The sequence below is a fragment of the Streptomyces sp. NBC_00316 genome, assembly GCF_036158715.1.
GTDB lineage: Bacteria > Actinomycetota > Actinomycetes > Streptomycetales > Streptomycetaceae > Streptomyces.
This window is the reverse complement of the sequence record NZ_CP108023.1, coordinates 6,136,231-6,159,056: the sequence shown is the minus strand read 5'-3', so window position 1 is coordinate 6,159,056 and position 22,826 is coordinate 6,136,231. Positions and strand designations below refer to the sequence as shown.

General features: G+C 68.2%; 21 protein-coding genes and 2 pseudogenes. 10 read left to right on the top strand and 13 right to left on the bottom strand.

Features of this window, described 5'->3' with window-relative positions:
- Positions 1 to 14: 14 nt before the first annotated feature.
- From OG878_RS27390 to OG878_RS27380, 3 genes and pseudogenes are all read left to right on the top strand, one after another.
- Entirely contained in the window at positions 15 to 1,745 is a 1,731-nt protein-coding gene (locus OG878_RS27390) for an alkaline phosphatase D family protein (protein ID WP_328889236.1), read from the top strand.
- An 83-nt stretch (positions 1,746 to 1,828) separates the two neighbouring features.
- Positions 1,829 to 2,283, top strand: a pseudogene (locus OG878_RS27385) (DoxX family protein).
- Between the two features lie 210 nt (positions 2,284 to 2,493).
- Positions 2,494 to 3,186, top strand: a complete 693-nt coding sequence (locus OG878_RS27380) for a DedA family protein (protein ID WP_328889235.1) — start codon at positions 2,494 to 2,496, stop codon at positions 3,184 to 3,186.
- Here the strand turns inward: OG878_RS27380 and OG878_RS27375 are convergent.
- The 4 genes from OG878_RS27375 to OG878_RS27360 form a co-directional block, all read right to left on the bottom strand.
- A complete protein-coding gene (locus OG878_RS27375) occupies positions 3,173 to 3,400 on the bottom strand; it encodes a DUF2277 domain-containing protein (protein WP_328889234.1) in 228 nt (75 codons plus the stop codon). The genes OG878_RS27380 and OG878_RS27375 overlap by 14 nt on opposite strands.
- 62 nt (positions 3,401 to 3,462) lie before the next feature.
- Positions 3,463 to 4,812: a DUF1254 domain-containing protein gene (locus OG878_RS27370; protein WP_328889233.1), complete on the bottom strand. Its 1,350-nt coding sequence runs from the start codon at positions 4,810 to 4,812 to the stop codon at positions 3,463 to 3,465.
- A gap of 78 nt (positions 4,813 to 4,890) precedes the next feature.
- Positions 4,891 to 5,346: a DUF7144 family membrane protein gene (locus OG878_RS27365; protein WP_328889232.1), complete on the bottom strand. Its 456-nt coding sequence runs from the start codon at positions 5,344 to 5,346 to the stop codon at positions 4,891 to 4,893.
- Positions 5,347 to 5,517: 171 nt separating this feature from the next.
- Positions 5,518 to 5,685: a hypothetical protein gene (locus OG878_RS27360; RefSeq protein ID WP_328889231.1), complete on the bottom strand. Its 168-nt coding sequence runs from the start codon at positions 5,683 to 5,685 to the stop codon at positions 5,518 to 5,520.
- A gap of 240 nt (positions 5,686 to 5,925) precedes the next feature.
- Here OG878_RS27360 and OG878_RS27355 point away from each other — a divergent pair, with 240 nt between their 5' ends.
- Complete coding sequence (locus OG878_RS27355) at positions 5,926 to 6,294, top strand: hypothetical protein (protein WP_328889230.1); 369 nt, start codon at positions 5,926 to 5,928, stop codon at positions 6,292 to 6,294.
- 57 nt (positions 6,295 to 6,351) lie between these two features.
- On the opposite strand, the gene OG878_RS27350 is transcribed toward OG878_RS27355, so the two are convergent.
- The 3 genes from OG878_RS27350 to OG878_RS27340 all read right to left on the bottom strand — a co-directional run bounded on the left by OG878_RS27350 (position 6,352) and on the right by OG878_RS27340 (position 8,880).
- Complete coding sequence (locus OG878_RS27350; protein ID WP_328889229.1) at positions 6,352 to 6,765, bottom strand: nuclear transport factor 2 family protein; 414 nt, start codon at positions 6,763 to 6,765, stop codon at positions 6,352 to 6,354.
- A gap of 803 nt (positions 6,766 to 7,568) precedes the next feature.
- Positions 7,569 to 8,099, bottom strand: a complete 531-nt coding sequence (locus tag OG878_RS27345; protein ID WP_328889228.1) for an NUDIX hydrolase — start codon at positions 8,097 to 8,099, stop codon at positions 7,569 to 7,571.
- A 325-nt stretch (positions 8,100 to 8,424) separates the two neighbouring features.
- Complete coding sequence (locus tag OG878_RS27340; protein ID WP_328889227.1) at positions 8,425 to 8,880, bottom strand: hypothetical protein; 456 nt, start codon at positions 8,878 to 8,880, stop codon at positions 8,425 to 8,427.
- Between the two features lie 558 nt (positions 8,881 to 9,438).
- Between OG878_RS27340 and OG878_RS27335 the strand changes: the two genes are divergently transcribed.
- Both OG878_RS27335 and OG878_RS27330 read left to right on the top strand, forming a co-directional pair.
- On the top strand, positions 9,439 to 10,134 hold the full coding sequence (locus OG878_RS27335; RefSeq protein WP_328889226.1) for a type 1 glutamine amidotransferase domain-containing protein: 696 nt from the start codon (positions 9,439 to 9,441) through the stop codon (positions 10,132 to 10,134).
- Positions 10,135 to 10,423: 289 nt separating this feature from the next.
- A complete protein-coding gene (locus OG878_RS27330) occupies positions 10,424 to 11,434 on the top strand; it encodes an NAD(P)-dependent alcohol dehydrogenase (RefSeq protein WP_328889225.1) in 1,011 nt (336 codons plus the stop codon).
- Positions 11,435 to 13,527: 2,093 nt separating this feature from the next.
- Here the strand turns inward: OG878_RS27330 and OG878_RS27325 are convergent.
- Together OG878_RS27325 and OG878_RS27320 are read right to left on the bottom strand one after the other, a co-directional pair.
- Positions 13,528 to 14,127, bottom strand: a complete 600-nt coding sequence (locus OG878_RS27325; protein ID WP_328889224.1) for a hypothetical protein — start codon at positions 14,125 to 14,127, stop codon at positions 13,528 to 13,530.
- A 311-nt stretch (positions 14,128 to 14,438) separates the two neighbouring features.
- A pseudogene (locus tag OG878_RS27320) lies at positions 14,439 to 14,569 on the bottom strand (DUF4291 family protein); the annotation flags it as partial.
- Positions 14,570 to 14,811: 242 nt separating this feature from the next.
- Between OG878_RS27320 and OG878_RS27315 the strand changes: the two are divergent.
- Positions 14,812 to 15,684, top strand: a complete 873-nt coding sequence (locus tag OG878_RS27315; protein WP_328889223.1) for a YhjD/YihY/BrkB family envelope integrity protein — start codon at positions 14,812 to 14,814, stop codon at positions 15,682 to 15,684.
- Positions 15,685 to 16,282: 598 nt separating this feature from the next.
- On the opposite strand, the gene OG878_RS27310 is transcribed toward OG878_RS27315, so the two are convergent.
- Complete coding sequence (locus tag OG878_RS27310) at positions 16,283 to 16,936, bottom strand: ATP-binding protein (RefSeq protein ID WP_443049173.1); 654 nt, start codon at positions 16,934 to 16,936, stop codon at positions 16,283 to 16,285.
- Positions 16,937 to 17,142: 206 nt separating this feature from the next.
- Here OG878_RS27310 and OG878_RS27305 point away from each other — a divergent pair, with 206 nt between their 5' ends.
- Together OG878_RS27305 and OG878_RS27300 are read left to right on the top strand one after the other, a co-directional pair.
- The gene (locus OG878_RS27305; protein ID WP_328889221.1) at positions 17,143 to 17,739 is read left to right on the top strand and encodes a TetR/AcrR family transcriptional regulator; all 597 of its coding nucleotides are present in this window, start codon (positions 17,143 to 17,145) and stop codon (positions 17,737 to 17,739) included.
- A 459-nt stretch (positions 17,740 to 18,198) separates the two neighbouring features.
- Entirely contained in the window at positions 18,199 to 18,921 is a 723-nt protein-coding gene (locus tag OG878_RS27300; RefSeq protein WP_328889220.1) for a dienelactone hydrolase family protein, read from the top strand.
- A 442-nt stretch (positions 18,922 to 19,363) separates the two neighbouring features.
- On the opposite strand, the gene OG878_RS27295 is transcribed toward OG878_RS27300, so the two are convergent.
- Complete coding sequence (locus tag OG878_RS27295) at positions 19,364 to 20,215, bottom strand: class I SAM-dependent methyltransferase (RefSeq protein WP_328889219.1); 852 nt, start codon at positions 20,213 to 20,215, stop codon at positions 19,364 to 19,366.
- Between the two features lie 546 nt (positions 20,216 to 20,761).
- Positions 20,762 to 21,820 carry a zinc-dependent alcohol dehydrogenase family protein gene (locus OG878_RS27290; RefSeq protein WP_328889218.1) on the bottom strand — a complete coding sequence of 353 codons (1,059 nt, stop codon included), beginning with the start codon at positions 21,818 to 21,820 and terminating at the stop codon, positions 20,762 to 20,764.
- 10 nt (positions 21,821 to 21,830) lie between these two features.
- Here OG878_RS27290 and OG878_RS27285 point away from each other — a divergent pair, with 10 nt between their 5' ends.
- On the top strand, positions 21,831 to 22,277 hold the full coding sequence (locus OG878_RS27285; protein WP_328889217.1) for a hypothetical protein: 447 nt from the start codon (positions 21,831 to 21,833) through the stop codon (positions 22,275 to 22,277).
- A 150-nt stretch (positions 22,278 to 22,427) separates the two neighbouring features.
- Here the strand turns inward: OG878_RS27285 and OG878_RS27280 are convergent, their stop codons facing one another.
- A complete protein-coding gene (locus OG878_RS27280; RefSeq protein WP_443049172.1) occupies positions 22,428 to 22,793 on the bottom strand; it encodes a zinc-binding dehydrogenase in 366 nt (121 codons plus the stop codon).
- Positions 22,794 to 22,826 lie beyond the last annotated feature (33 nt).

Sequence of the window (22,826 nt, the reverse complement as noted above, 5' to 3'; positions counted from 1 at the left end):
GAGGAGGGCACCTCATGGCCGGGCTGCGCCTGGGACCACTGCTGCGGTACGTCGACTGGGAGACGGGTTCCACCGCGACCGTCTGGGTGGAGGCCGACCGGCCGACCACGGCCGAAGTCCGTTGCGCGGACGGCGCGTCGGGCTCGTCCCCGACCTTCGCGATCGCCGGTCACCACTATGCGCTGGTGGTGGTCACCGGACTGACGCCGGGCTCGACCACCACGTACGAGGTGCTGCTCGGCGGCCGGCGGGTCTGGCCGCTCGAGGACTCCTCCTTCCCCGCGAGCACGATCACCACACCGTCGACGGCCCCGGGCGGGACCGGGGAGGACCCTGGGCCCGCACCCGTCCGGATCGCCTTCGGCTCCTGCCGCTGGGCCGCCCCTCCGCCCGGTGAGCGGGACGCCGCCGGCCCCGACGCCCTCGACACCCTGGCCGCCCGGCTCGCCGCCGACCCCGGTGCCGCACGCCCCGACGTACTGCTTCTCCTCGGCGACCAGGTGTACGCGGACGAGATATCGAAGGCGACCCGCCGCCGCCTCGCCGTGCGCCGGGACCTGAGCGAGCCGCCGGGCGCCGAGGTCGCGGACTACGAGGAGTACACCTGCCTCTACGACGAGTCCTGGCGCGACCCCGAGGTGCGCTGGCTGCTCTCCACCGTGCCCAGCTGCATGATCTTCGACGACCACGACGTCGTGGACGACTGGAACATCAGCGCCGCCTGGCTCGCCGCCGTCCGGGCCACCCCCTGGTGGCACGAGCGGATCGTCAGCGGGCTGGCGTCGTACTGGGTCTATCAGCACCTCGGCAACCTCTCCCCGGCCGCCCTGGCCGCCGACCCGCTGTACGCCGCCGTGCGCGCCGACCCGGACGGTACGGAGACGCTGCGGCGTTTCGCCGCCGAGGCGGACGCCGACCCCACGCGCGCCCGGTGGAGCTACCGGCGTGCTTTCGGCCGAGTACGGCTGCTGATGGTGGACACCCGGGCGGCCCGCGTACTCGACGAGCAGCGCCGCTCGATGCTGGACGCCGAAGGGGAGCGCTGGATGCGCGAGGAGGCCCTCGCCGACCCGGGTTCGTACGACCATCTCCTGATCGGCACCTCGCTGCCGTGGCTGCTGCCGCCGCTCGTCCATGACGCGGAGGCGTGGAACGCCGCGCTGTGCCGGGGCGAGCGCGGCGGCCCCGACGGGCGGTGGGCGCGGTTCGGCGAGAATCTGCGGCGCCGCTCCGACCTGGAGCATTGGGCCGCTTTCCCCGGCTCCTTCCGTCGCCTGACGGAGCTGATCCGGACGGCGGGGAGCGGTCCGGACGCCCCGGCGACGGTTTGCGTGCTGTCGGGCGATGTGCACCATGCGTACATCGCGGAGCCCTCCTGGCCCGCCGACGCGCCGGACGGCGCCCCGGGGTCGCGGATCCTGCAGCTGACCTGCTCTCCCGTCCACAATTCGGTCCCCGGACCGCTCAGGGCGGGGTTCCGTTTCGGCTGGAGCGGGGCGGGGCGGCTGCTCGGCCGGCTGCTGGCACGGCACGGGCGGACGGACCCGGCACCGGACCGGTGGCGGAAGACCGGCGGGCCGTGGTTCGGCAACCAGCTGATGACACTGACGCTGCATGGCCGGAAAGCTGCGCTGACATTGGTTCAGGCCAAGGAAGGGGCCGCGGGTGCGCAGCTGGAGACGGTTCTGGAGCAGCGCCTGACCGCCGACGAGCAGGAAACTTTCAGCCAGTCGACAGAATGTTGAACTTGCAAGCACTAGTGAGGGTTCCCTGACCTGTGGCGCTCAATCGGTTCACGTCCCCCACCGACCGAAGGAGCCCTCCCCCCATGTACACACGTCTGAACCGGGCCCAGCCCTACGCCCTCGCCCTGTTCCGGATCGTCGTCGGCCTTTCGCCTGCCACGGCGCCGCCTCGCTCTTCGGCGTCCTCGGCGGCGCGATGGGCGGCGGCTCCCTACCCGCGGGAAGCCGGCCCGGCTGGTACGCGGCGCTCATCCAGCTCGTCGGCGGCATCCTGATCGTGCTGGGGCTCGGCACCCGCATCGCCGCCTTCCTCTCCTCCGGCTCCATGGCGTACGCGTACTTCAAGGTCCACCAGCCCGAGGCGCTCTTCCCGCTGCAGAACGGCGGCGAGCCGTCGGCGGTCTTCTGCTGGGTCTTCCTGCTGCTGGTCTTCACCGGTCCGGGCGCCCTGGCCCTGGACCGGCTGTTCACCCGCCGTGGCGACGCGGAGCGGAGCAAGGACCGCACCCGCGAGCAGGCGCAGGCGGTCGCCGCCTGAACCGCGGCGCGTCCCGTGCTGCCGCACCTGGCCCACTGCCTCGAGGCCTGTGGGGCAGGCGTGTCGCACGAGACACGTGAGGTACACAACATCCCCTGTTCAGAATGATCCACAGGTAAACGGCAGGCGTACGCTGTAAAGCTGATCCTGCCGCCCCTGCCGCTCCCCTGCGACGTCGCGGCGTGAAGACGAACCGGGGAGTACGAGAAGGTGCTGGAGAGTGTGGGCGCGCTGACCGGCAGCCCATGGATCTACGCAGTGGTCGCCCTCTCGGTGCTCCTGGACGTCTTCCTGCCCGTGCTGCCCAGCGGCGTCCTGGTGATCGCGGCGGCCACGGCGGCCGCCGCCGGCACGACCTCGGTCGCGGGCGGTTCCGCCGCAGAGGTCCCCCAGGTTCCGTCGCTCCTCGCACTGATTCTCAGCGCGGCCACCGCCTCGGTCCTCGGCGACCTCGTCGCGTACCGGCTGGCCTGGCGCGGCGGCGATCGGCTGGACCGCGCCATCGCCCGCTCCCGCCGCCTCACCACCGCACAGGAACGTCTCGGCGCCGCCCTCAGCCGCGGCGGCGGCATCCTCGTCGTCATCGCCCGCTTCGCCCCGGCGGGTCGCTCCGTCGTCTCCCTGGGCGCGGGCGCGGCGCACCGCAAGGTGAAGGAATTCCTGCCCTGGTCGGCCCTGGCGGGCGTGGCCTGGGCGGGCTACAGCGTGGGGCTCGGCTACTTCGGCGGCCAGTGGCTCGGCACGACGTGGCTGGGCACGGCGGTCTCCGTCCTGGCCCTGTTCGTGGCCGGCGCGCTGGCCGCGTGCCTGATGCGACGCCCCGCCGCGGCAGCAGCCAGCGCCGCGGCCACGACGGCCACCGCCTCCGTGTCCCCGACGGCCTCGGCGACTACGACGTCCTGACGGCAGTCCCCCGCACCTCCAGTCCGTCCAGCAATCTGGCGGTCGCCTCTGCGATCTCGTCGACGGCCCGGTCGAACACCTCGCGGTTGTGCGCGGCCGGGGCCCGGAAGCCGGACACCTTGCGGACGAACTGCAGGGCGGCGGCCCGGATGTCCTCCTCGGTGGCCTCTTCGGGGAGGACGGGCGGGCGAAGGGTCTTGATGCTGCGGCACATGTCTCCAGTGTGGACCGCCCCACTGACAACGCCCGGTCCCCCGCCCGGTGACCGCCCCGCCGTCAGCCCCGTTCGACAGCGGGGATCTCATAGCTGCCGTCGAGCACCGCGCGCCCCGGCTGGTAGAGCCTGAGCACGGGCCGGAAGTCCCCGTCGGGCGCGGGCAGCCAGTTCGCCGCCGCCGCGGGATCCGCGGGCCGTTCCCTGCTGAGGTGAAGGGTCAGCGACCCGTCGTCCGCACGCACCAGTCCGGGCGTACGGTCACCGATCGCGTACCGGTCCGCCGCGTTCTCGACCAGCCGGTGGTCCGGGACGTCGTACATGGTCACGGACCAGAACGCCCCGACCGGCGGCGGCTGCTCGAAGCGCAGCACATACGCGTGGGCACCGTTGAGCCTATGGCCGTCCGCGTCGCGGAACGTGTGTGCGTGCACCGCCTCGTACCCGTGGCTCCCCCACAGCGCACCACTCGCGGCCACCGCCCTGACCAGGTAGGACGCCTCCCGGTCGGCGATCTTCCACTCCGGTGAGTCGATCGTCCCCACCCCGAACCGGTCGAGGTTGTAGTCGAAGAGATGGGTATCCGTCCGCCATCCCCCACCGTTCGCCCCGCCGCCCCGTCCGGCCGCCTCCACGCGCGCCCTGCCCTGCGCCATCCCCTCGACGAGCGCGCCCACCAGGGCCGGATCGGCGCGGACGTACGGCGAGGGGCCCTCCTCCAGCAACTCCAGCGGCTGGAACCGGTCCTGGTACGCACAGTCGGCGACGGCCGGCGGGAAGTCGGCCATCCACACCCGCAGCCGCTCGAAGAACCGCACCTGCTCCGGTACGCCGTTGTCGGGCGCGGGCAGCCCCGTGCGGTGCGTCCCGGGTTCGAGGTGGGTGAGCGTGAACTGCTCCTGAAGCGCCCGGACCCGCGCCATGTCGTCCGGACCGTCGCAGGCGATGCGCCCGACGACCGAGACGACGGAGGTCGGCGCGTCGATCACCCCGTGCACCCCGGCGGGTTCACTGCCCGCCCAGCCGGGCGGTGCGACGATCCAGTCGCCCTCGCCGGTACCGGTGGCACGGCGGCCCAGATACGCGAAGTTGTTGGTCCAGGCGTCCACGAACTGCAGCACGTAGTACGCCCCGTCGGTGTCGGGCACGTGCAGCCGGATCGGCCCGCCGGAGAGGTCGAGCTGGGCGACCGAGAGGACCGTGTCGTTGCTGACGTCACCCAGGTGGGTACCGGGGGCCGCGAGTCCGCCGTCGTGCGCGAAGTGGTTGAACGGGGCGGGCGCCAGGGAGCCGACGCCCTCCTGCATGAAGTCCTCGACCGTCGACAGGCCGCGGACCAGCGGATACCCGTAGACATACGCTTCGGCGGCAAGAGCGACGAGCTCCTCCGACGGCTCGGATCCAGCAGCCATGAGTGCACGCCCTCCATGCTCGCTTCGGTCCACCGGAAAGCGGGGTCCGGCCCGAGGCCGGACCGGCGCGGCGACGGTTCAGATGACGGCCTCGGAACGGTCCGTGCACAGGGCCCAGATGACGAACGCGTCGATGGCGATGGAAATGACCGCCCAGATCGGCTCGTACGGCAGCCACATGAAGTTGACGATCATGCTGAGCGCCGCCAGCCCGATACCCAGCCCCCGGGCCCAGCCGGCGCCCTTGAGAATGCCCCAGCCGATCACCAGGAGCACCACGCCGAGGACGAGATGGATCCATCCCCAGGCCGTCACGTCGAACTTGAACGTGTAGTTGCTGATGCGCGCATAAACGTCGTCGGACGCGATACCCGCAATGCCCTTGATCACCGCCATGACGCCGTCGACCATCAGCAGCACACCGGCGAACATGACTCCACCGGCCGCCCAGGGATTCCGGCCGCCTCCGGACCGGGGGGCGGCCCCCCGGCCGGGAGAAGGAGACGTGCCAGGCGTGGGAGCTGTCTGTGCCATGGGAACTCCTAGACCGGAGTGAGTCGAGCGGACAGAACCGACCCTGCGCGGCACGCTCCCGGCCGACCACCTGTACGCCTCCGTTCGAGTGACGGACGACCGGTCGCCGGCGCGCCGAAAGAGCGGTCATCACCCGATGGCACCGCCGGGTCGACCACCGGCGGACGGCCGTCACGGGCCGGCTGCTCCGGATTTCGTCACGCAGTAGTACTCACGCGGCAACAAGCTGAGTTCGAGCACCGTGCCGTGCCGACGGATGCGGGCGACGACGGTCTGCTCGGGCTCGTGCCGGCTCCGGCGGAGCGGGAGGCCGCCGCCCGCGACGCACGTGACACGCACAGGGGAGGAGAGCGTGCTTGGAGACCACTGACGACACCGGGATCCGGTAGTACCTCACGTCCGTCGAACGCGAGACCGCCGCACTCCCTGCCGACCACCGCCAGAAACTCCTCCCCCGATTCCCTCGACGCCCCTGAGAACGGCGGTGCTCATGGCCGCCTGTCGGGCCACAGCCCTTCGGACAACGCAGCTGATCGCCCGACGACGTCGCGGGTGTGACCGGCCAGTACGGTCACCTGCATGGCGACACCGGTACTGCGGGCGATTGAGTGGGACGGGACATCCTGGGACGACCCGTCCGAGGAACAGCTGCACGATTTGCTGGCCGATATGAGCCTCACCTGGCGGTTCGTCATCGTGAAGCGGCTTGATCTGGAACCTGCCGACCAGCACTACATGCAGGTCTACCTCAACGACGACCTGAGCTATCAGGTGGAATACCGCGAGGGAGGGCCGGACAAGCACTTCCAGGCCTCGGTCCCCCGCGGGCACGAGGTGTTCGCCGTGGAACCCGTGGCGGAGGTGCTTCAGGACTGGGCCTACGGGCGACCCCGTTGGCGTGAAGCTCTTCCTTGGGTGCCGTGGTCGCCCACAGAACCACCGAGATGAGCGTCATCCACCCCTCGATGCGAAGGACGCTCATCTCCGGAATGAAGTTCCATCAGGTCATTCCCAGGAAATCTCATTGCGCAGGACGGTGTAGTCGACCATCGCGGAGTCCAGATAGGCGCGCACCTCCACGATGGTGTCACCCTCAAATCGGCAGACCCAGCAGTAGCGGTTCGCGAAGGGGGCCCCTTCGTTGCTGGTCGACGTGGACAGCAGCTCGGCGATCGTCGTGTCGCCATCGACGTAAAGGTGCTCCACCTTCAGCTTGACTCCGCCCTGGAGCAGGCCCGCGAGCCGTGTGAATGTAGCGGCCACGAATTCCTTTTTACTGTGGTAGCGGCCGGCCAGTGGGTGAGTGCCCTCCACGGTCCAGTCGACGTCGTCGGCCACGCGGGCCCAGAATTCCGGCTGGGCGGTCGGGTCCCGCAGACGGCCGAACAGAGCGACGCGGTCGTCACGGATGGCGGTCATGGCGCTACGCCTCCCACGGGGATCTGACTTCCGGGAACCGCCACCCATCCTTGTCGCCCCGGCTTCACACCGCACCTGGGGCGCCGGTGTCACCGAGACGTCGGGCACTTCGGGCCTGGCCCGAAAACCGGTGGCCGGCGTACCAGTCGGCCGTCCGGCTGACCAGGAGGGCAGAACAGGCCGACAGACGTGCCCGGTTCAGACGCCGCGGGCCTCTGCCGTTGCCGGTCGATGTCGGCCGGCCTTGCACGGCCCGGACTTCGTACCGGATCGTCGTCGGTCAGGAGGACGGTGACCCCGGCGAGCGGTGCGGTGCCGCCCTTTCCGTCGGAACCGAGCACGGTCCCGGCGTACTTGCCCCAGGTCTTGGGCGGGTTGACGTGCATCGTGACCAGGATCGGCACTGGGGCAGTTCACCTGCACCGGCATCTCTACCGCGACCGCCGGCCTGAGCAGAGGAAGCCGGACGGCTCCAAGCCGCGCCCGGGCGTGGACTTGCGCACGGCCAGGCCAACGCAGCATCGGACAGCCCAGAAAAGCGATCCGTTGAAACACGTCGCGATCCGCAACTACCCGCGCTGCAACCGCCAATCACCCTCGTCGCCCTGTTGGGCCACTCCGGTCGCCGCCCGGCGATCACCAACCGGGTCCCGGACATCACCCCGCTGCGGGGAACCCCGTGACCAACCCATTCAACCTTGACTGCCTGCAGAACAGGATCGCCCGCAGCCGCAGCGATGCAGTCGCCCCCGACTGACCCTCACCGATCACCAGGAGTCGCCGGCCCTAGGATCGGTGGCTCCTTACCGACTGCGGCCGTGACCACGGCGGACGAGCCACTCGACGTGCTGGCGCATCCGGGGCCGATCATCGGGAAAGTAGCTCTCCCATTCTCGATCCAGGCGCATCCAAGCTGCCGGCTGGCCGTCCTCCGGCGCGAGCGGATTCGACGCGTCGACAACCGCCGCATACGACAGACCGAGCGTCACCGGCCAGTCAGGGCTGAACGACCGAACCGCCACAGCCGCCGGCTCCGGGAGCAGTTCCGTCCTGATGCCGGTCTCCTCGAAGAGCTCACGTCCTGCGGCCTCACGAGGACTCTCACCGGCCTCGACCTTCCCGCCCGGCGGAACCCATGCCCTCCATCGGTGCTTCACCAGCAACACCTGTGCGAGGTCCTCGTCGAAGACCCACACCTCTGCCGCCAGTGGTTCCATCGCCATCGCGGAGGCCCGCGACAGCCACGCACGGGCGCCGTCGAACTCGAACACAGCCGATCCGGCATCCGCAGCGGCTGCCTCAAGAGTTCGTTGCTCGAACACGTCTCGAATCACGCGGGCACGATACGTCGAGGGTCTGACATCTACCCCCGCCCCTCTGCTTCGGCCCCTACCTCACGATCGAAAGGCGATGCTGAGGGCTGTCCCGTAATCCCTGACGGGCGCACGACGACAGCTGCGGCACGAGCGCCCCTTGCCTGCCGTTGTGGCATCCCCCGCCTTCGCCGGCCCACGGTCCGAGGACCCGCGTGTGAGTCGGTCCTTCGCGACAGCACAGGTCGCGGCATTGCGAACCGTGGGTCGGCGGCGATCCGTCCCCAGATGGTCCACGCCCACCGGCTCGGGCACGGCGCGGTGACTCCCCGTTGCCGCTATGCCGCTACCCGTCCTGCGGAGTCCTGCCGGGCACGGGGCGGACGCGCCGCTGCCGCACCACGAAGACCCGTGCCACGACCGACAGCACCAGGAAGAGCAGGGCTGCCCCGCCGCCTCCGACATCGTCTTCGCCGGCAGCCACCTGCGGTTTGTCAGCGTGGTACCGGACGATCATCTGGGTCCCGGCAGAGTTCTTGCCGCCACCGCTGCCCACGGGCAGTTCCGCCACCACGGTCCGTCCGGCGGTCTCGAATTCGACCTTGCATTGGCCCAACATGCACGAGCCGCTCGTATGCAGTGTGCCGGAAGCTCGTTCGCCGTCCTGGAAGGAGCGCAGATGCCGGGCTGCCGGAAGCATCACCAGCAGCGACATCGCAGCCAGTGACAGCGCAAGCCCGAGCGGCACCAGCGTGGACGCCAACGGCCCCAGGCCCCCCGCGGCCACTTTGTGTTGCCGCACGCCGGTCACGCCTGCGCCGTCTATACCGTCCACGTCTCTCACCGCCCGTTTCCGTTCCCGCGGAAATGACGACGAAGTTGTTTTCGTGCCCTGTAGGAACTCAAACCACGCCGATGTCGCTCAGGGCTGTCCCGTCATCCCTGGCGGACGCACGACGACAGCTGCGGCACCTCGCCGCGTTGCCGGAACGCCCGAATACGCCCCGTACGAGGACGCTCCTCCGCCTTGCGATGCGCCACATCCGACGTCGCGCGCTGATCCACCAGGGATTTCGGGGCAACCCTCAGGTCGGTAGCGATCGGATCCCGATCAAAACCCACCCAGTGAACCACTCAATCATTTTGCTCACCTCAAGACGACTCGTCGCCGAAAATCAAACGCGTTCTTGGCGTGTAATTTCTGTACGGCGACATCGAAATTCAAAAAGCTTTATGATGCCGATATTCACATGTCCAGACCGGCCGCGAGTTGCAGCCCCCAAGGCGCCCACTCACACTGGTATATGCATTTAAACGCACCAGGCCCATTCTGAAGAAACATCTTCCGGAGGAGCGCCCCATGGCCAAGATCCTGTGCGTGCTGACCGGTGCGAGCTACTGGACTCTGAAGGACGGACACCGACACCCCACCGGGTACTGGGCCGAGGAGTTCGTGGCGCCGTACAACGTGTTTACCGACGCCGGACACGAGATCACCGTGGCAACTCCCGGTGGTGTCGTGCCCGTTGTGGACACGATGAGCCTCGAACCCCGCATGGCGGGCGGCGAGGAGAACGCCCTCCAGGAGGAGGCCGTCATCGAGTCGGCGGATGAGCTGCGGCATCCCGTCTCCCTCAACGACGTGCGAGTCGAGGACTATGACGCGGTCTACTACCCCGGCGGGCACGGTCCGATGGAAGACCTCTCGGTCGACCTCGACTCCGGGTCACTGCTGCGGAAGGCGCTCGCTTCCGGCAGACCGCTCGGCATCGTCTGCCACGCCCCGGCTGCTCTCCTCGCGACCCGTGACGCAGACGGCAGCACACCCTTCGCGAACTACCGTATGACGGGCTTCTGCAACGAAGAAGAGGTCGGCGTCGGCTTCGCCGACAAGGCCAAGTGGCTGCTGGAGGACGAGCTGAAGAAGCTGCCTGCCCAGTATTCGCGGGGTCCTGCCTGGGAGCCCTACACGGTCGTGGACCGCAGTCTCTTCACCGGGCAGAACCCCGCTTCCTCGGGCCCTCTCGCCAAAGAGCTGGTCGAGGCCCTGACTTGACCTCCGCAGCCGGTCCGGAACCCCACGGTTCAACAGCGAGCGACCCGCCACGCGGCCACCACACCCGCTGCCGATCACCCGGCACAGCACCGGATGCGCAGCAAGAGCAGACACACGAACATGGTGATATCGGAAGCGGATGGCGCAGAGACCGACGACAGAATCCGAATCCCGCCACGTTGCACGGATCGAACCGCAGCTTTCCGACGAAAGCGAGGCACACCCCATGCAGATGCGAGCAGCTCGGATGTACGGATATCAGGAGCCCCTTCGAATCGACGAGGTTCCCGTGCCCGAGCCCGGTCCGGACGAAATTCTCCTGAAGGTCGCCGCGACGGGCATGTGCCGAAGCGACTACCAGCTCGTCGACGGTTACTTCAAGGGCCCGTTTCCTGTGGAGTTCCCCTACATTCCCGGTCATGAGGTCACAGGCCGAGTGGCGGGACTGGGCAGCGGCGTACCGAAAACGGTGGGCTACTCAGAGGGCGACATGGTGGTGGTCAACCCCAGCTGGGGAGACGGCACGTGCCGGCAGTGTCGCGAAGGCAACGAGCAGCTGTGCAGCGGCAACGGCCGGTGGGTGGGCTTCGGCCCTCCCGGAGGCTTCGCCGAGTACATGGCTGTGGAGTACCGCCATGCGATACCGGTCTCGGAGGACGCCGCGAAAGCGCCTGAGCTCCTCGCCCCGATGACCGACGCGGGCATGACCCCGTACCGAGGGATGAGGAAGCTCCGGGACGCAGGCAAGCTCGGAGCCGGCCGCACCGTCGCAGTCACGGGCATCGGCGGGCTGGGAAGCTACGCGGTCCAATACGCGAAGCTGCTCGGAGGCGGCGCGACCGTGGTGGCGTTCGCCCGCAGGGACAGCAAACTGGACGTGGCGAAGGAGAACGGCGCGGACCACGGGATCAACGTCAGGGACAAGTCCACCGAGGCCATCCAGGACGAACTGGAAAGGCTGACCGGCCGGAGAACAATCGACGCCATCCTGGACTGCGTCGGCAGCGAGGCATCCATCTCAATGGGGTTCGACCTGCTCGGCCCCGAAGGCGCACTGGCAGCCGTCGGCCTCATGAGCCACAGTGTCGAGCACCGCCAGTTCCCCTTCGTCGGCACGGAGCTGTCCTACCTCGGTTCCTTCTGGGGCAACCACATGGACCTCGTCGAGGTGCTCTCTCTCGCCGAGGCCGGCCTCGTCAAACACAACGTCACCAAAGTGAAGCTCGAAGACGTCAACGAGAACCTGGAGGCCCTGGGCCGCGGCGACATCCTCGGACGACAGGTCATCGTCTTCGAATGAGTCCGCGTCGGGCAGAGCTCGTTCGGATGAGTCCGCGTCGGGCAAAGCCCGGGGGCAAGCCACCCATCATCAAAAGCGTTTGGCAGCTCCTCGGCCGACCTCACCAACTGGTGCGCCTCGGGCAGGTCACAGCTGCCGATGGGGCATGGAGCTTCATGCTCTTCCTCACCGAAGACGGCGGCACACTGGTGGCCGGCACTGGCATACGGCGAGCGGGCGAGTGAGCGCCAGTATCAGAAGGCTCGCCAAAGCGACGAAGTTTCCTGGTGATCGGGGAGAACAAGGGGCCGATCACATCGTCGCCCACAAAGTTCAAGTCGCCCGACCGCTGCGCTTTCCACTCCAAGACGGCACGTCTGCGCTGCAGCACCGAGTCGACGGCACCGCGCGAGTTGAACGCCCTCACGGCTCCGACCGACGCCGTTCTACTCTGTTCCAGGTCGCTCAGGGGTGTCCCTCTGCCCCGTTGTTGATCAGCCATCGATGTCAGAATCGGAACAACTGCGGGTACGGGCAGGGCTCCAGGGGATCGTCAGGACGGTCCGCCCACTTCCACCAAACGTGTCGGCCGGCGCACCGCCACAGAAATCGGCAGGCTCGCTTGCTGTCGCCATCCCTCTGGAAGATGACGAAGCCACCGGACCGCATCAGCGCGTCGCAGTCGGGGCATCTGGGCGAGGACTCAGAGGGCACCTGCGAGCCGTACCCAAGGGTTGCCCTTTCGGGCCCCGCGGCCCGCGGGGAGCCCAGCGGTACCCGGTGAAGGTGATCTCAGCCGGCTGATGGCTCTGCTGAGTGTTCGGTGCCACTGGAGGATTCAGGTCGAAGTTCCCCTGGCGGATCGAGTGGGGGCGGGGGTGGGGGCAAAACATTCACGACGGCCGGGGGTGGGGGATTCGAAGACGTGGGCACCTGAATGAGGAAGGGGACAAAGGTAAGTTTACCGCCCCTGTTCAGGAGTCGCTTCGAAACCCGATAGCACACAATCGTGTTTGGATCACCAATGGTTGTGTAGCACTCAAGCACTGATGGTGCGACCTGATAATTCTGCGGTGAGGCAACGGAGTCACTCGCTGATGTGCCCAATATGCCGGCCTCCAGACAGAAGGAGGCTGCCGCTGCGACACCGATGCTCCGCAAGGTTGTCATCTTCATGTTCATCAGCCCAAAGGCTAGGGAGTGAACTGAACTGTCCCGTCATCGGCGCTCCGGGGCTTCAGAGGCCCCACGCACGATGTGACTCTGCGGGGACGAATCACGTAGGAGCACTGCGCTTTGGCAACCATCAGATCGTACGGCACCGGCCCCAGCTCCCGCAGCGCCTTCGCGTGCACCTTCTCAGGCTTCGGCTGCTCCTCACTTGTTTCCCATCGGACACCCATGTACCGGTGTCCGGCGAGTGGTCGCTGGAGGCAACTCCTCAGCCGTTACTGGTTGAATCCGGGAAATCCTTCCGCGCGACATCCTCAGAGAGAACGCGCAAGGTGTAAGAGCGGGAGTTCACCTCGAGTTGCACGGACTTGCTTGCCAGACCCGCCACTACGTCAGCGTCACGCCGAAGCCACGATGGTGATGGCCCGCCGTTCACGTCGGCACGTGAGGGATAGCAAGCACAGCGCCGAAAAGGAGAAAACCATGAGAGGAAAGATCGCCCTGAGCGCCGCCGCGACAGTTGCGCTTGTCGGAGGGATGGCTGCGCTCACTGCCGAGCCAGCATCCGCTGCCCCCGGCCAGAAGTGTCAGGTAGTGGCAAATAGCCTGACTGGAGAGGGGTTCGCTCCCAATGGGACGTTCGCAGTGTCGCCTGCCGGGATGATGGTGCGCTCTTCCTCTGACGGTCGCATCGGACCGACCGTCGTTACGGGCGCGGGCAACTTCTCGGTAGGCCCTGTGCTCTGCAATGGTGCGCCGGCGACATCGGCAGGAAGCGGAACCGGCGCAGCCGCTGCCACGGCTGCCGGAACGAGAGCAGCGCAAGCGGCGACGATGAGGGGCGCCTCCCCGCAAGCGGCGAAGGCGGAGGGCATAGCAGCGGCACAGGCCGCGGGGAGGACCCTTGGCCTGTCGCAAACGCTGATCACCCAAGTCATCAATCAGACAACCAACAACCTGAACCAAATTATTGGTTCCACCATCGGTGGCTCCGTCATCACGGGGACCGGCAACACGACGACCACCACGACCCCGGGCACCACCACAACCCCGGGCGGCACCACGACCCCCGGCGGAACCACCACAACCCCGGGCGGAACCACGACCCCCGGCGGAACCACGACCCCCGGCGGCACCACCACGACCCCGGGCGGAACCACCACAACCCCCGGCGGCACCACCACAACCCCCGGCGGAACCACAACCCCCGGCGGCACCACCACAACCCCGGGCGGAACCACGACCCCAGGCGGCACCACAACCCCCGGCGGCACCACCACAACCCCGGGCGGAACCACGACCCCAGGCGGCACCACCACAACCCCCGGCGGAACCACCACAACCCCGGGCGGAACCACGACCCCGGGCGGCACCACCACAACCCCCGGCGGAACTACCACAACCCCGGGCGGAACCACGACCCCCGGTGGCACGACTACCCCGGGCGGCACCACCACGACCCCCGGCGGCACCACCACAAATCCCGACACCGCCACCATGAACCCCGGCGGCACCGCCATGAACCCCGGCGCTGAGAACATGTCGGGGAACCAGCCGCCCACTCAGTTGTGAGCCCTCAGCCAGGGTCCTGCGCCCACGGTTGATCGCTGGCATCGATCGTTCACGAGCCCTCGTCGAATTCTTGACGAGGGCTCCGGGCCTGTGTGGTGTGTCCTCTTCGGAGCGGGGCAGGCCGGCGGCCCGGCTGGCGTAGCCGGGACCCAGCGCGGGGCGGCGACAGGAGCGCAAGGCCCCGGCGGTGAGCGTGCGACGAGCCTTGAACCCGTGGAGAAGGTTTCTACTCACGCAGCCCACAGGGCGGTTGGTCATCAGCGGCTCCGTAGCGCCGTCAGCACGCTTGTCCCAGCGTCCGCTCGAAGCCTTCACGGGAGATTTCGACGGCGAGGACGGTCTCCTGGTCTTCCTTGGTGCCCCACCCTCAGCGGTACATCTCAACAGGTACGACGGCTTGATCCAGGTCAAGGATCGTTCACAGCCGTTTCAGCCTCCATCCCGAAATGCAGCGGACTACGTGACGATGCGAGGCATCGGAACTCCGTGCGGCCGGCAGGCTGCTTCTCGTGTCGCCCTTCATCGGTCGGGCGACCGACCGTTAGGCTCGCGTCGCCACAAAGGTCCCGATCTTCACGGAGGGCAGGGCGACGGGGATCAATCGAGAGCGCCTCGTCAGGACGCTGACGTTCTGGCTGCGGCCTGCCTTCGCGTTGCGGGTCATCAACCGGTTTCAGAAGATCGTGGGTTTCGACCGCTCGATGGCCCTGGCGTCCAGCGCCCTGACAGCGTTGATCCCGCTCTCCGTCCTCCTTGGCGCCGCCTCGAGCAACTTCGTGGACTACGACGCCGCAGAGCGGATCATCAAGCGCTACAACCTCACCGGAGCGGGCGCCACGGCAGTCAGTGCGCTGTTCTCTCCCACCGAAGCGACCAGCGCGAGCGTAGGCATCTTCGGGGTCGTGTTTCTGACGATCTCGGTGCTGAGTTTCTCGCGAGCCGCACAGCGGCTCTTCGAGCAGGCATGGGAACTCAAGCCCCTCAGTGTGCGCAACACGCGCAACGGCTTGTGGTGGACCCTCACTCTCGGTGGCTTCGTTGTGGTCAACGCGTTACTCTCCGCGCTCCTCAGCGAGGGCGTGCTGAGGCTGGCCGCCGCGGTGTGCCGGGTACTGGTGACCGCTGCATTCCTCGTCTGGAGCGGCCGAATCCTGTCGGCGAAGCGGATCAGCTGGCTGGACCTGCTTCCCTTCGGCGTCACCGGCGCCGTCCTGACGATGGCCTATTCAGTGGGCGCAACCATCTACATGCCGCATCTCTTCAATTCCTCCGCAGCACGCTACGGGGTGGTCGGTGCTGTCTTCGCGCTGATCTCCGCCCTCTTCACAGCCATGCTCGTCCTGGTTGCATCGGCGGCACTGGGACGAGAAGTACGAGACGAGCTCAGCCGGATCCGCCAGGGCCATCGCCCTTCCGACCATGAGGTCCGCCGGCAGTGGGACAGCGTGGTCGAGCAGACTCGGTCACGGTGGCGCACGGCAAAGGAGCAGGTCTCTCATCATCGGAACAAGGGCTCGAACCATTGATGGGGACGTTGGGGACGGCTAGTGCTGTACCGACACGGTCGAAGGGCCGCCTGCTCCTGCAGAAGGAGGCGGTGGAACGGCCCGGGCTGCTGGACTCGCAGAACATCCCCACCGGTGCTCACCGCCCCACTTGGTTTCAGGCTTCGACCAAGAGGACGGCCCGCGTCCGATCCGATGGCCGCCAGGTCTGAGAGTGTCAGCCGCAGGGTGCGCATCGCATCGAAGCGATCGAGTCGTCCTGCGGTTCGGCCGTGGTCTTCCCACTTCGCCTTGCGGAACCGGGCCTCGCTGACCGCGGTGTTCCCGGCTCCGGTGGTCCGTTCGTACATGTTGAGACCGTCCGGCCCGAGATCTCCGCCGCAGCCGATGACCAGGTCCGTCTCGCGTTGCTCAAGGTGTTGTGTCAGGACGGCGTCAACGGCTGAGATCGTCATGCCACCCCCCGCGACGAGGCGGAGGCGGCGTCGCCCGACGAAGCAACGGCCGCGCACTTCGATGCGCGCTTCCGGCTCGCCCGCTGGCTCCAACCCCCTTGCCGTCATTAGTTCCTGACGTGCTGCGACTTCTCCCATCCGGTGATTGCTACGGATGGGCCGGCTCAGGCGGAGGCTGTCTGCTCCTCCGGCGGGGGTGACTCCATCGCCGCCTCCGCGTGCGCCGGCAGCTCGAACCACATGGTCTTGCCAGTGGCCGTACTGGTGCTGCCCCAGGCCTCGCTGAGCTGATCGAGTAGTTCGATCCCGCGGCCGCCCTCCGAGTCGACGTCGACGAAGCGGCGTACGGGGCCGGCCCGTTCGGTGTCCTCGACCTCGCACCGCAGACGGGAGCCGCACACCTGCAGGTTGAGCCGCAGCGACCCGCGCGTGTGGTGCAGGGCATTGGTCACCACTTCACTCACCAGGAGCTCGGCGATGTCGGCCGACTCCGCCAGATTCCAGTGACGCAGCTGGGCGGTCACCAGTCGCCGGGCCCGGGGGACCGAAGCCGGATCCCGCCGCAGGGGCCAGGAGGCGTCCCAAGCGGTGGCGCAGGCGCGGGGGGCGTCGAGCGGTCGCAGGGGTTCCAGGGTGCGAGACCACAGGGTCCCGAACCGGGCGATCCGCGACATGGGGGCGGCCTTGGGCGACCGGTCCTCCCCCTCAGCGCGTTCCGAGACGGACTTCCGCAACAGGTCTCCCAGGCGGCGCCTGTGAGGCCGATCGGGATGGCCCCGGCGAGGGGTCGCGGTGGGGCCGATGGCCTGGGAAGCCATGGAAATCAGTCCCTCGGAGTCGTCGGCAGATGCATTCACGTAGCACTCGCTACACTTAAATATACACGTAGCGGACGCTACAGTAAATACCTTCACGAAAACACAAAAACGGACCAATGAGGCACATGAGAACCGCAACGTGGAAGCCGGTCCACTCGCACAATCAAGCGATCACATCCGCGCCGTAACCACCGCTGGGAGCCTTCATGCCGCGCCCGCCCGACCCGGCCAAACGACGCGCTCTGCTGGATCAGGTCCGTCAGTACCTGATCCGCAACGGCCTGGCAGACCTGTCCCTCCGCCCGCTGGCCCGGTCCCTGGGTACCAGCGACCGCATGCTCCTGTACTACTTCGGCAGCAAGGAACGCATGGTCGCCGAGGCGCTCGCCCTGGACGAGCGGCGACCGCTCCTGCGCGCCCGGACCCTGCTCGACACCACCGGTCCCCCCAAGGACCCGGCGTGGCTGCGCCGCTTCATGGAGGAGATCTGGCAGCGGCTCAGCGACCCCGACCTGCGCGCCGCCCTCCCCCTCTACCTGGAGATCGTGGCCGCCAGCCTGCTCCATCCCGAGCGGTACGGGCCCCTCATGCGTGACCTGGTCAGCGAGTGGGCGGGTCTGCTCGGCTCCGTCTTCCGAGACATGGGCATGTCGGAGGCGCGCGCGCGAACGGAGGCTTCTCTCCTGGTCAACGCGTCTTTCGGTCTGCTCCTCGCACCCCTGGCCGATGGCGACTGGCGCCGGGCCGACGCGGCCTTCCGCACCCTCCTCGACCGCCTGGAACCCGGCTGGCGCACAACCTGACGGCTGGCTCCAGCCCAGCCGACCGGCCACGTAGCCGCCTACGCGGGCACGTCGGCGGCGGACACCACTGTCTGAATCAAACTGGCTCTACCCACGAGAGCCGACAGCACCTGTGCACGAGTTCGGGAGGCGTCGGCGGCGCGTCGTGTTCGATGTTCATGAGAAGCACAGCGTCCCCAGTGCACCCCGCCGTCGCGGGCCCTCCACTCGGGAAGCCGCGACGAGAGCCCAAGTAGCTCTGCGTAGTGTTCCTAATGCGCGGCATCCGGCCACGGAGCCTCCGCAAAAACCCGTTTGGCGGACCACGGCGACCGCTGCTACTTTTCCGGAGGCCGTGCGAGAGAACGAGGAGGTGGTACCCGTGAACGCAGTATCGACATGGGTGCTCCCCTCCGGGGTCACGGTCGGGCGATAGGTCGTCCGGGAGCGCCGTTCAAGAGCCCTCCGAAAGGCACGACCGTGCAATTCACTTCTGAACAGCTCCTCGACGACGGCGTCCTCGAGCGCGAATTCACCCTCGGCGAGATCCCCGGCACCCTGTGGACGCCTGGATCCGCACCGGCACCGCTGGTCCTGATGGCCCACAACAACGGCCTGCCCAAGGCGGAACCCCGGCTGGTGGCCCGGGCCCGGTACACCGCGGCGCGCGGCTACGCAGTGGCCACCATCGACGCCGCCGGGTGCGGTGACCGTCCCCGTTCCGCCGCCGACGAGCAGGCCCGTGCCGACCTCCGGCGGGCGATGCAGGCCGGCGAGCCGGTCGACGAGATCTTCGAGTCCTTCATCGGCCCGCTGGTCGAAAACGCGGTCCCTGAATGGCAGACCACTCTGGACGCCCTCCTTGAGCTGCCCGAGATCGGCGGCCCGGTCGGGTACTCCGGGGGGTGGACCGCCCTCGGCATTCGGCTGGCGGTGGTCGAGCCGCGCATCGCGGCCGCAGGCTTCTTCGCCGGGGGGTACGTGCCCCGTGCCCAGCGCGAGGAGGCCCGGCAGGTCACCATTCCGCTTCTGTTCCTGCTGCAGTGGGACGACCAAGGGAACCCCCGGCAACGGGCCCTGGACCTGTTCGACGCCTTCGGCAGCAAGGAGAAGACGCTGCACGCCAATCTGGGAGGGCACACCGGCACCCCGTGGTTCGAGCTGGAGGACGGGTGCCGGTTCTTGGACCGACACCTGAAGTGAGGCCGGGAGGTCCGGCGGGCAGCAGACGGTAGGCGGCGGCCAGGTTGCCGCCCATCGAGGACAGGTCCCGGCCCTCCTCAGCTCTCTGCACCACGGGCCCCTGCCAACTCGGCAGGGGCCCGTGGTGCCCGAAGCATCGAGCCTGGTCGCACGGCTTTGCCACTGCCTGGTGACATCTCCTCCGCAGTAGCGGCACGGGAGAAACGCAAGATCGTGTTGAGTGTCATCCCGGGCCGCCGGGCGACGGACCGCTTGCTGTGCCCGGCGGCGAGGAGAGCGTGGATGGTGGCGTGCTTGGCGCGGGTGCGTTCGGCGAACCGGTGCCCTGTCGGCCAGGGCGACGCAGCTGGCTCCGCCTCTTCTGCTGTGACCGGAAAGGTTCACCGGCTCGCGTCTCCCGGCAAACCCTTCCGGTCACAGCACCAGGGAACCGCGAGGCGCTCTACCGGCGCACCGCCGAGATCAGTCCGCCGGGCCGCTCCTCGCGCTGCGGCGGGGTGCTGATCGCACGGCCGTAGGCGGCAGCGCGCTCGCGCAGGGTGTGGCTGTCGGCCTCCCAGCCATGCCCGGCCAGCCAGCCCACCGGGTCGTCGGGCATCTCCGAGACCCACATGGATGCCGCCGATCCCGGCGCGGCGTCCGCGCCGAAGCGCTCGATCACGCCGTGCGAGCCCAATGTCAGCCCCATCCGGCTGCCTGCCGCCGACTGCGTGCTGATCCGGGCCAGCAGGAGCTCCACCGCATCCTCGGGCAGATAGATCAGTAGCCCTTCGGCGATCCACGCGGTCGGCACGGTCGGGTCGTGCCCTGCGGCGGCCAGCGCGCCCGGCCAGTCCTCACGCAGATCCACCGGGACGGTGATCCGCTCGCAGCGTGCGACGGCCCGCTCCTGGCGCAGCACCGACGCCTTGAAGTCCAGTGGTGCGGCGGTGTCGACCTCGAACAGCCGGGTGCCCTCGGGCCAGTCGATCCGGAAAGCCCGGCTGTCCATGCCCGCGCCGAGCAGCACGACCTGCCGGACCCCGGACGCGGAGGCCTGCTGCAACAGGTCGTCGAGGAACTTCGTCCTGATGACGATGGAGTACGAAACGGCCAGTCGGCGGCGTCGCGCGGCCTCGTCATCGGGCAGCGGCGGCGAGGAGGGCCACAGGCCGCCGGCGGTGGCGAAGGCCTGTGCCAGTGGGTCGCGGAACAGCGCGTTCTCCCGCTCGGTCTCCAGCGCCCGCACCCTGGCCACCCCCACCGCCGTGGCCCACACTCCCGACGGCTGCACCCGCTCCTGCTCATCAGTCACCGCGCCAGCCTAGATGATCGATTCCAAGGGGCCTGATGAGGTGAGCCGGGTTCATGCGCGGGCGGCCGGCCATGCGCGCACTGACCGCCTACGACCACTGGAACCACCATGAGGCGAAGATCAACAGTCACCCTGTGTACGCGACCACACGAAGTGGACCAGAGCCAGTTCTCGTGAACAAAGCCACCGCCTGGCTCCAGACGCTGAGGGCTGTCCCGTACTTCGCCACCGACCGCATCGGCAACCATCACGCCTGGGCCAAGATTGAATCCGGCGGGCTGACCCGTGCCTACTGCTACACCGTCGAGCGCGGCGAAGTTCCGCTCCACATCGGCGAACCCACCGGCGTCGAGACAGAACTCGGTGTCGGTCAGCGCTGGCTCGAAGGCGGGTGGCAGGACTGGCAGCAACCCGAATGGGACGCCTGGTTCGCCGCGGCCCCGAGAGACCATGTCATGCGAATCGCCCGAGCTGGGCGGCGCCGCGGGTGTCGGCGGCCCTGCTCCGCCCCAGCCGCACCGTCTCCAGCACCGGCCGGGCCGCGTCCTACCTGTCGTCTTCGTCCCGGCCGTCTTCGAAGACGAAGAGCGGTTTGGCGCCATGTGCGGGTGCTTCGGCGAACGAGATGGCTTCACTGAAGCGTTCGAGCGGGAAAGGCTGGCCTGGGGGGATGCTCAGCACTTCATCAGCGACGAGACTGCGAACCTCGGACAGCGCGCGCAGCGCATCCGCAGGTGAGGTGGTGCCGAACCAGCGGTTCAGCCAGAAGCCACGGACTGCTTTGGTCTCGTAGATGACCGAGCGTGCCTGCAGCGGGATCGTCAGCGCTGCCGGGTCTGTCTGCCGATGGGTGGAGAGCGCGCCGTAGACCACGACCTCTCCTCCCGGAGCCAATGCCTGGGATACCTGGGCACCCACGTCGCCCGCGACACAGTCGGTGGCCTTGCGCACGCCGGCCGGTCCTGCAATCTCGGCCACACGCCGCGACAGGTCCTCGTCCTCGGTGCAAATGACCTCGTCACCACCGAGCGCTTTGATCTCCTCGACGGCAGCGCGCCGCCGCACGACATTGATCGTGCGAATACCCAGATGCCTGGCCAGCTGGATGACGAGCCGGCCGACGGTGGAGCCCGCGGCCGTCTGCAACAACCATTCACCCGGCTGTACGTCGAGTTCGCGAGTCACCAGGAGCAGCGCGGTCAACGGGTTGACGGCGAGCTGACAGGCGCTGGAGTCGCTCAGATGATCGGGGACCGGCAGGAGCCTTCGTGTATCGGCAACAAGGTATTCCTGCCAAGTGCCGGCCACATGCGGCCCGGGTACCGCCGGGACAGCAACGGCCACCACGCGCTCGCCGATCTCCAGTCCCTCGGTATCCGGGCCCAGGGCCTCAATACGGCCTACGCATTCCATGTGACCCCCGACGGCGGGAAACTCGGGGGAGAAACCGTAGCGGCCACGCAGCACATGCAGATCGCTGGCGTGAATCGGAGTCGCCTTCACGCGGATCAACGCCTGACCGGCTTCCGGCGTGGGAACGGGTCGGGATTCCAGCCGCAGGACATCGGCCGGTTCGCCAACCTTTCCGGCTACGAGCGCGCGCATGGACTGTGGCATGAGTGACCTCGTCTCTCAGCGCCCGGCGAACTCGGCGGGCGTTCTGGACAGGAACAATGCCGGTGGCGGCATCCTCGTCGGCGACCAGGTTCCGGACCTCTCCTACTCGACGGCGCAGGCCCGTGCGCAGAGTGTCATCGGCGTCGGGTCCCATCCTGACCTTCACCGACTCGCCCAGCATGATCATGTGAGCGAGCTGGGTTTCGTGCGGCCTACTGAGATCCGTGATCGGGACCGCTCGCCGCAGCGCACTGATCTGAGTTCAGAGTGGAGTATCAGCGAACGGATCGGATGCCCGAAGGTGTCGGCGAGATTCTTGAGGAGCATCTGTGTGCTGTCGGTCATCGTTGATCACCTCGATGGACTGAACCCCTGGCCCATGCCCTGCGAAGTCCGCCGCACGCACTGCACCGGAGAGCCCCTGGGGTCCCCGACATCACGCTAAGCGCCACGGACAGGCCCTGCAATCCAGCCTCCGACGGCTCCACCCGGTCGTCGGTCAACAGGCGTCCGCGGAGACCGGCGCCCGACCGACACGGCCTGCGATCCGCGCCGGTCGTCGGCGTCCGGCTCTGCCATGCAGGCGCCGGCCGGCTCAGCCGAACTCGATGACGATCTTGCCGAACAATCCTCGGGAAGTCTGGGCCGTGTACGCAGCTGGGGCGTCCAGGAAGTCGATCCGGCGGTCGATCACCGGGTGGATGCCGTGGGACTCGACGTAGCTCACAAGATCGCGGTGCATGGCCTCGCTGCCGACCGCGACACCGCGGATGCGGGCCTGCTTGCCGAGCAGGGCGTACCCGTCCAGCGGCCCCCCGGCCGCATCGAACAGACCGAGGGTGGCGACCTCGCCGCCCGGCGCAAGGGCGGCCAGGGCATGGGACAGGATGGACACGCCGACGCTGTCGACCACCTTGGCCACGCCCCCCGGACAGCGCGAAGACCTCCTGTCCCCAATCATGTGTGGCCACGCTGTTGACGTAGCCCGCACGCC

Bases quoted from the DNA above. Each gene is read 5' to 3' on its own strand.
- OG878_RS27390 (WP_328889236.1), top strand. From the start codon at position 15: ATGGCCGGGCTGCGCCTGGGACCACTGCTGCGGTACGTCGACTGGGAG.
- OG878_RS27375 (WP_328889234.1), bottom strand. From the start codon at position 3,400: ATGTGCCGCAGCATCAAGACCCTTCGCCCGCCCGTCCTCCCCGAAGAG.
- OG878_RS27370 (WP_328889233.1), bottom strand. From the start codon at position 4,812: ATGGCTGCTGGATCCGAGCCGTCGGAGGAGCTCGTCGCTCTTGCCGCC.
- OG878_RS27365 (WP_328889232.1), bottom strand. From the start codon at position 5,346: ATGGCACAGACAGCTCCCACGCCTGGCACGTCTCCTTCTCCCGGCCGG.
- OG878_RS27355 (WP_328889230.1), top strand. From the start codon at position 5,926: ATGGCGACACCGGTACTGCGGGCGATTGAGTGGGACGGGACATCCTGG.
- OG878_RS27350 (WP_328889229.1), bottom strand. From the start codon at position 6,765: ATGACCGCCATCCGTGACGACCGCGTCGCTCTGTTCGGCCGTCTGCGG.
- OG878_RS27335 (WP_328889226.1), top strand. From the start codon at position 9,439: ATGGCCAAGATCCTGTGCGTGCTGACCGGTGCGAGCTACTGGACTCTG.
- OG878_RS27325 (WP_328889224.1), bottom strand. From the start codon at position 14,127: ATGTTCTCAGCGCCGGGGTTCATGGCGGTGCCGCCGGGGTTCATGGTG.
- OG878_RS27310 (WP_443049173.1), bottom strand. From the start codon at position 16,936: ATGGCTTCCCAGGCCATCGGCCCCACCGCGACCCCTCGCCGGGGCCAT.
- OG878_RS27305 (WP_328889221.1), top strand. From the start codon at position 17,143: ATGCCGCGCCCGCCCGACCCGGCCAAACGACGCGCTCTGCTGGATCAG.
- OG878_RS27290 (WP_328889218.1), bottom strand. From the start codon at position 21,820: ATGCGCGCGCTCGTAGCCGGAAAGGTTGGCGAACCGGCCGATGTCCTG.
- OG878_RS27285 (WP_328889217.1), top strand. From the start codon at position 21,831: ATGAGTGACCTCGTCTCTCAGCGCCCGGCGAACTCGGCGGGCGTTCTG.
- OG878_RS27280 (WP_443049172.1), bottom strand. From the start codon at position 22,793: ATGATTGGGGACAGGAGGTCTTCGCGCTGTCCGGGGGGCGTGGCCAAG.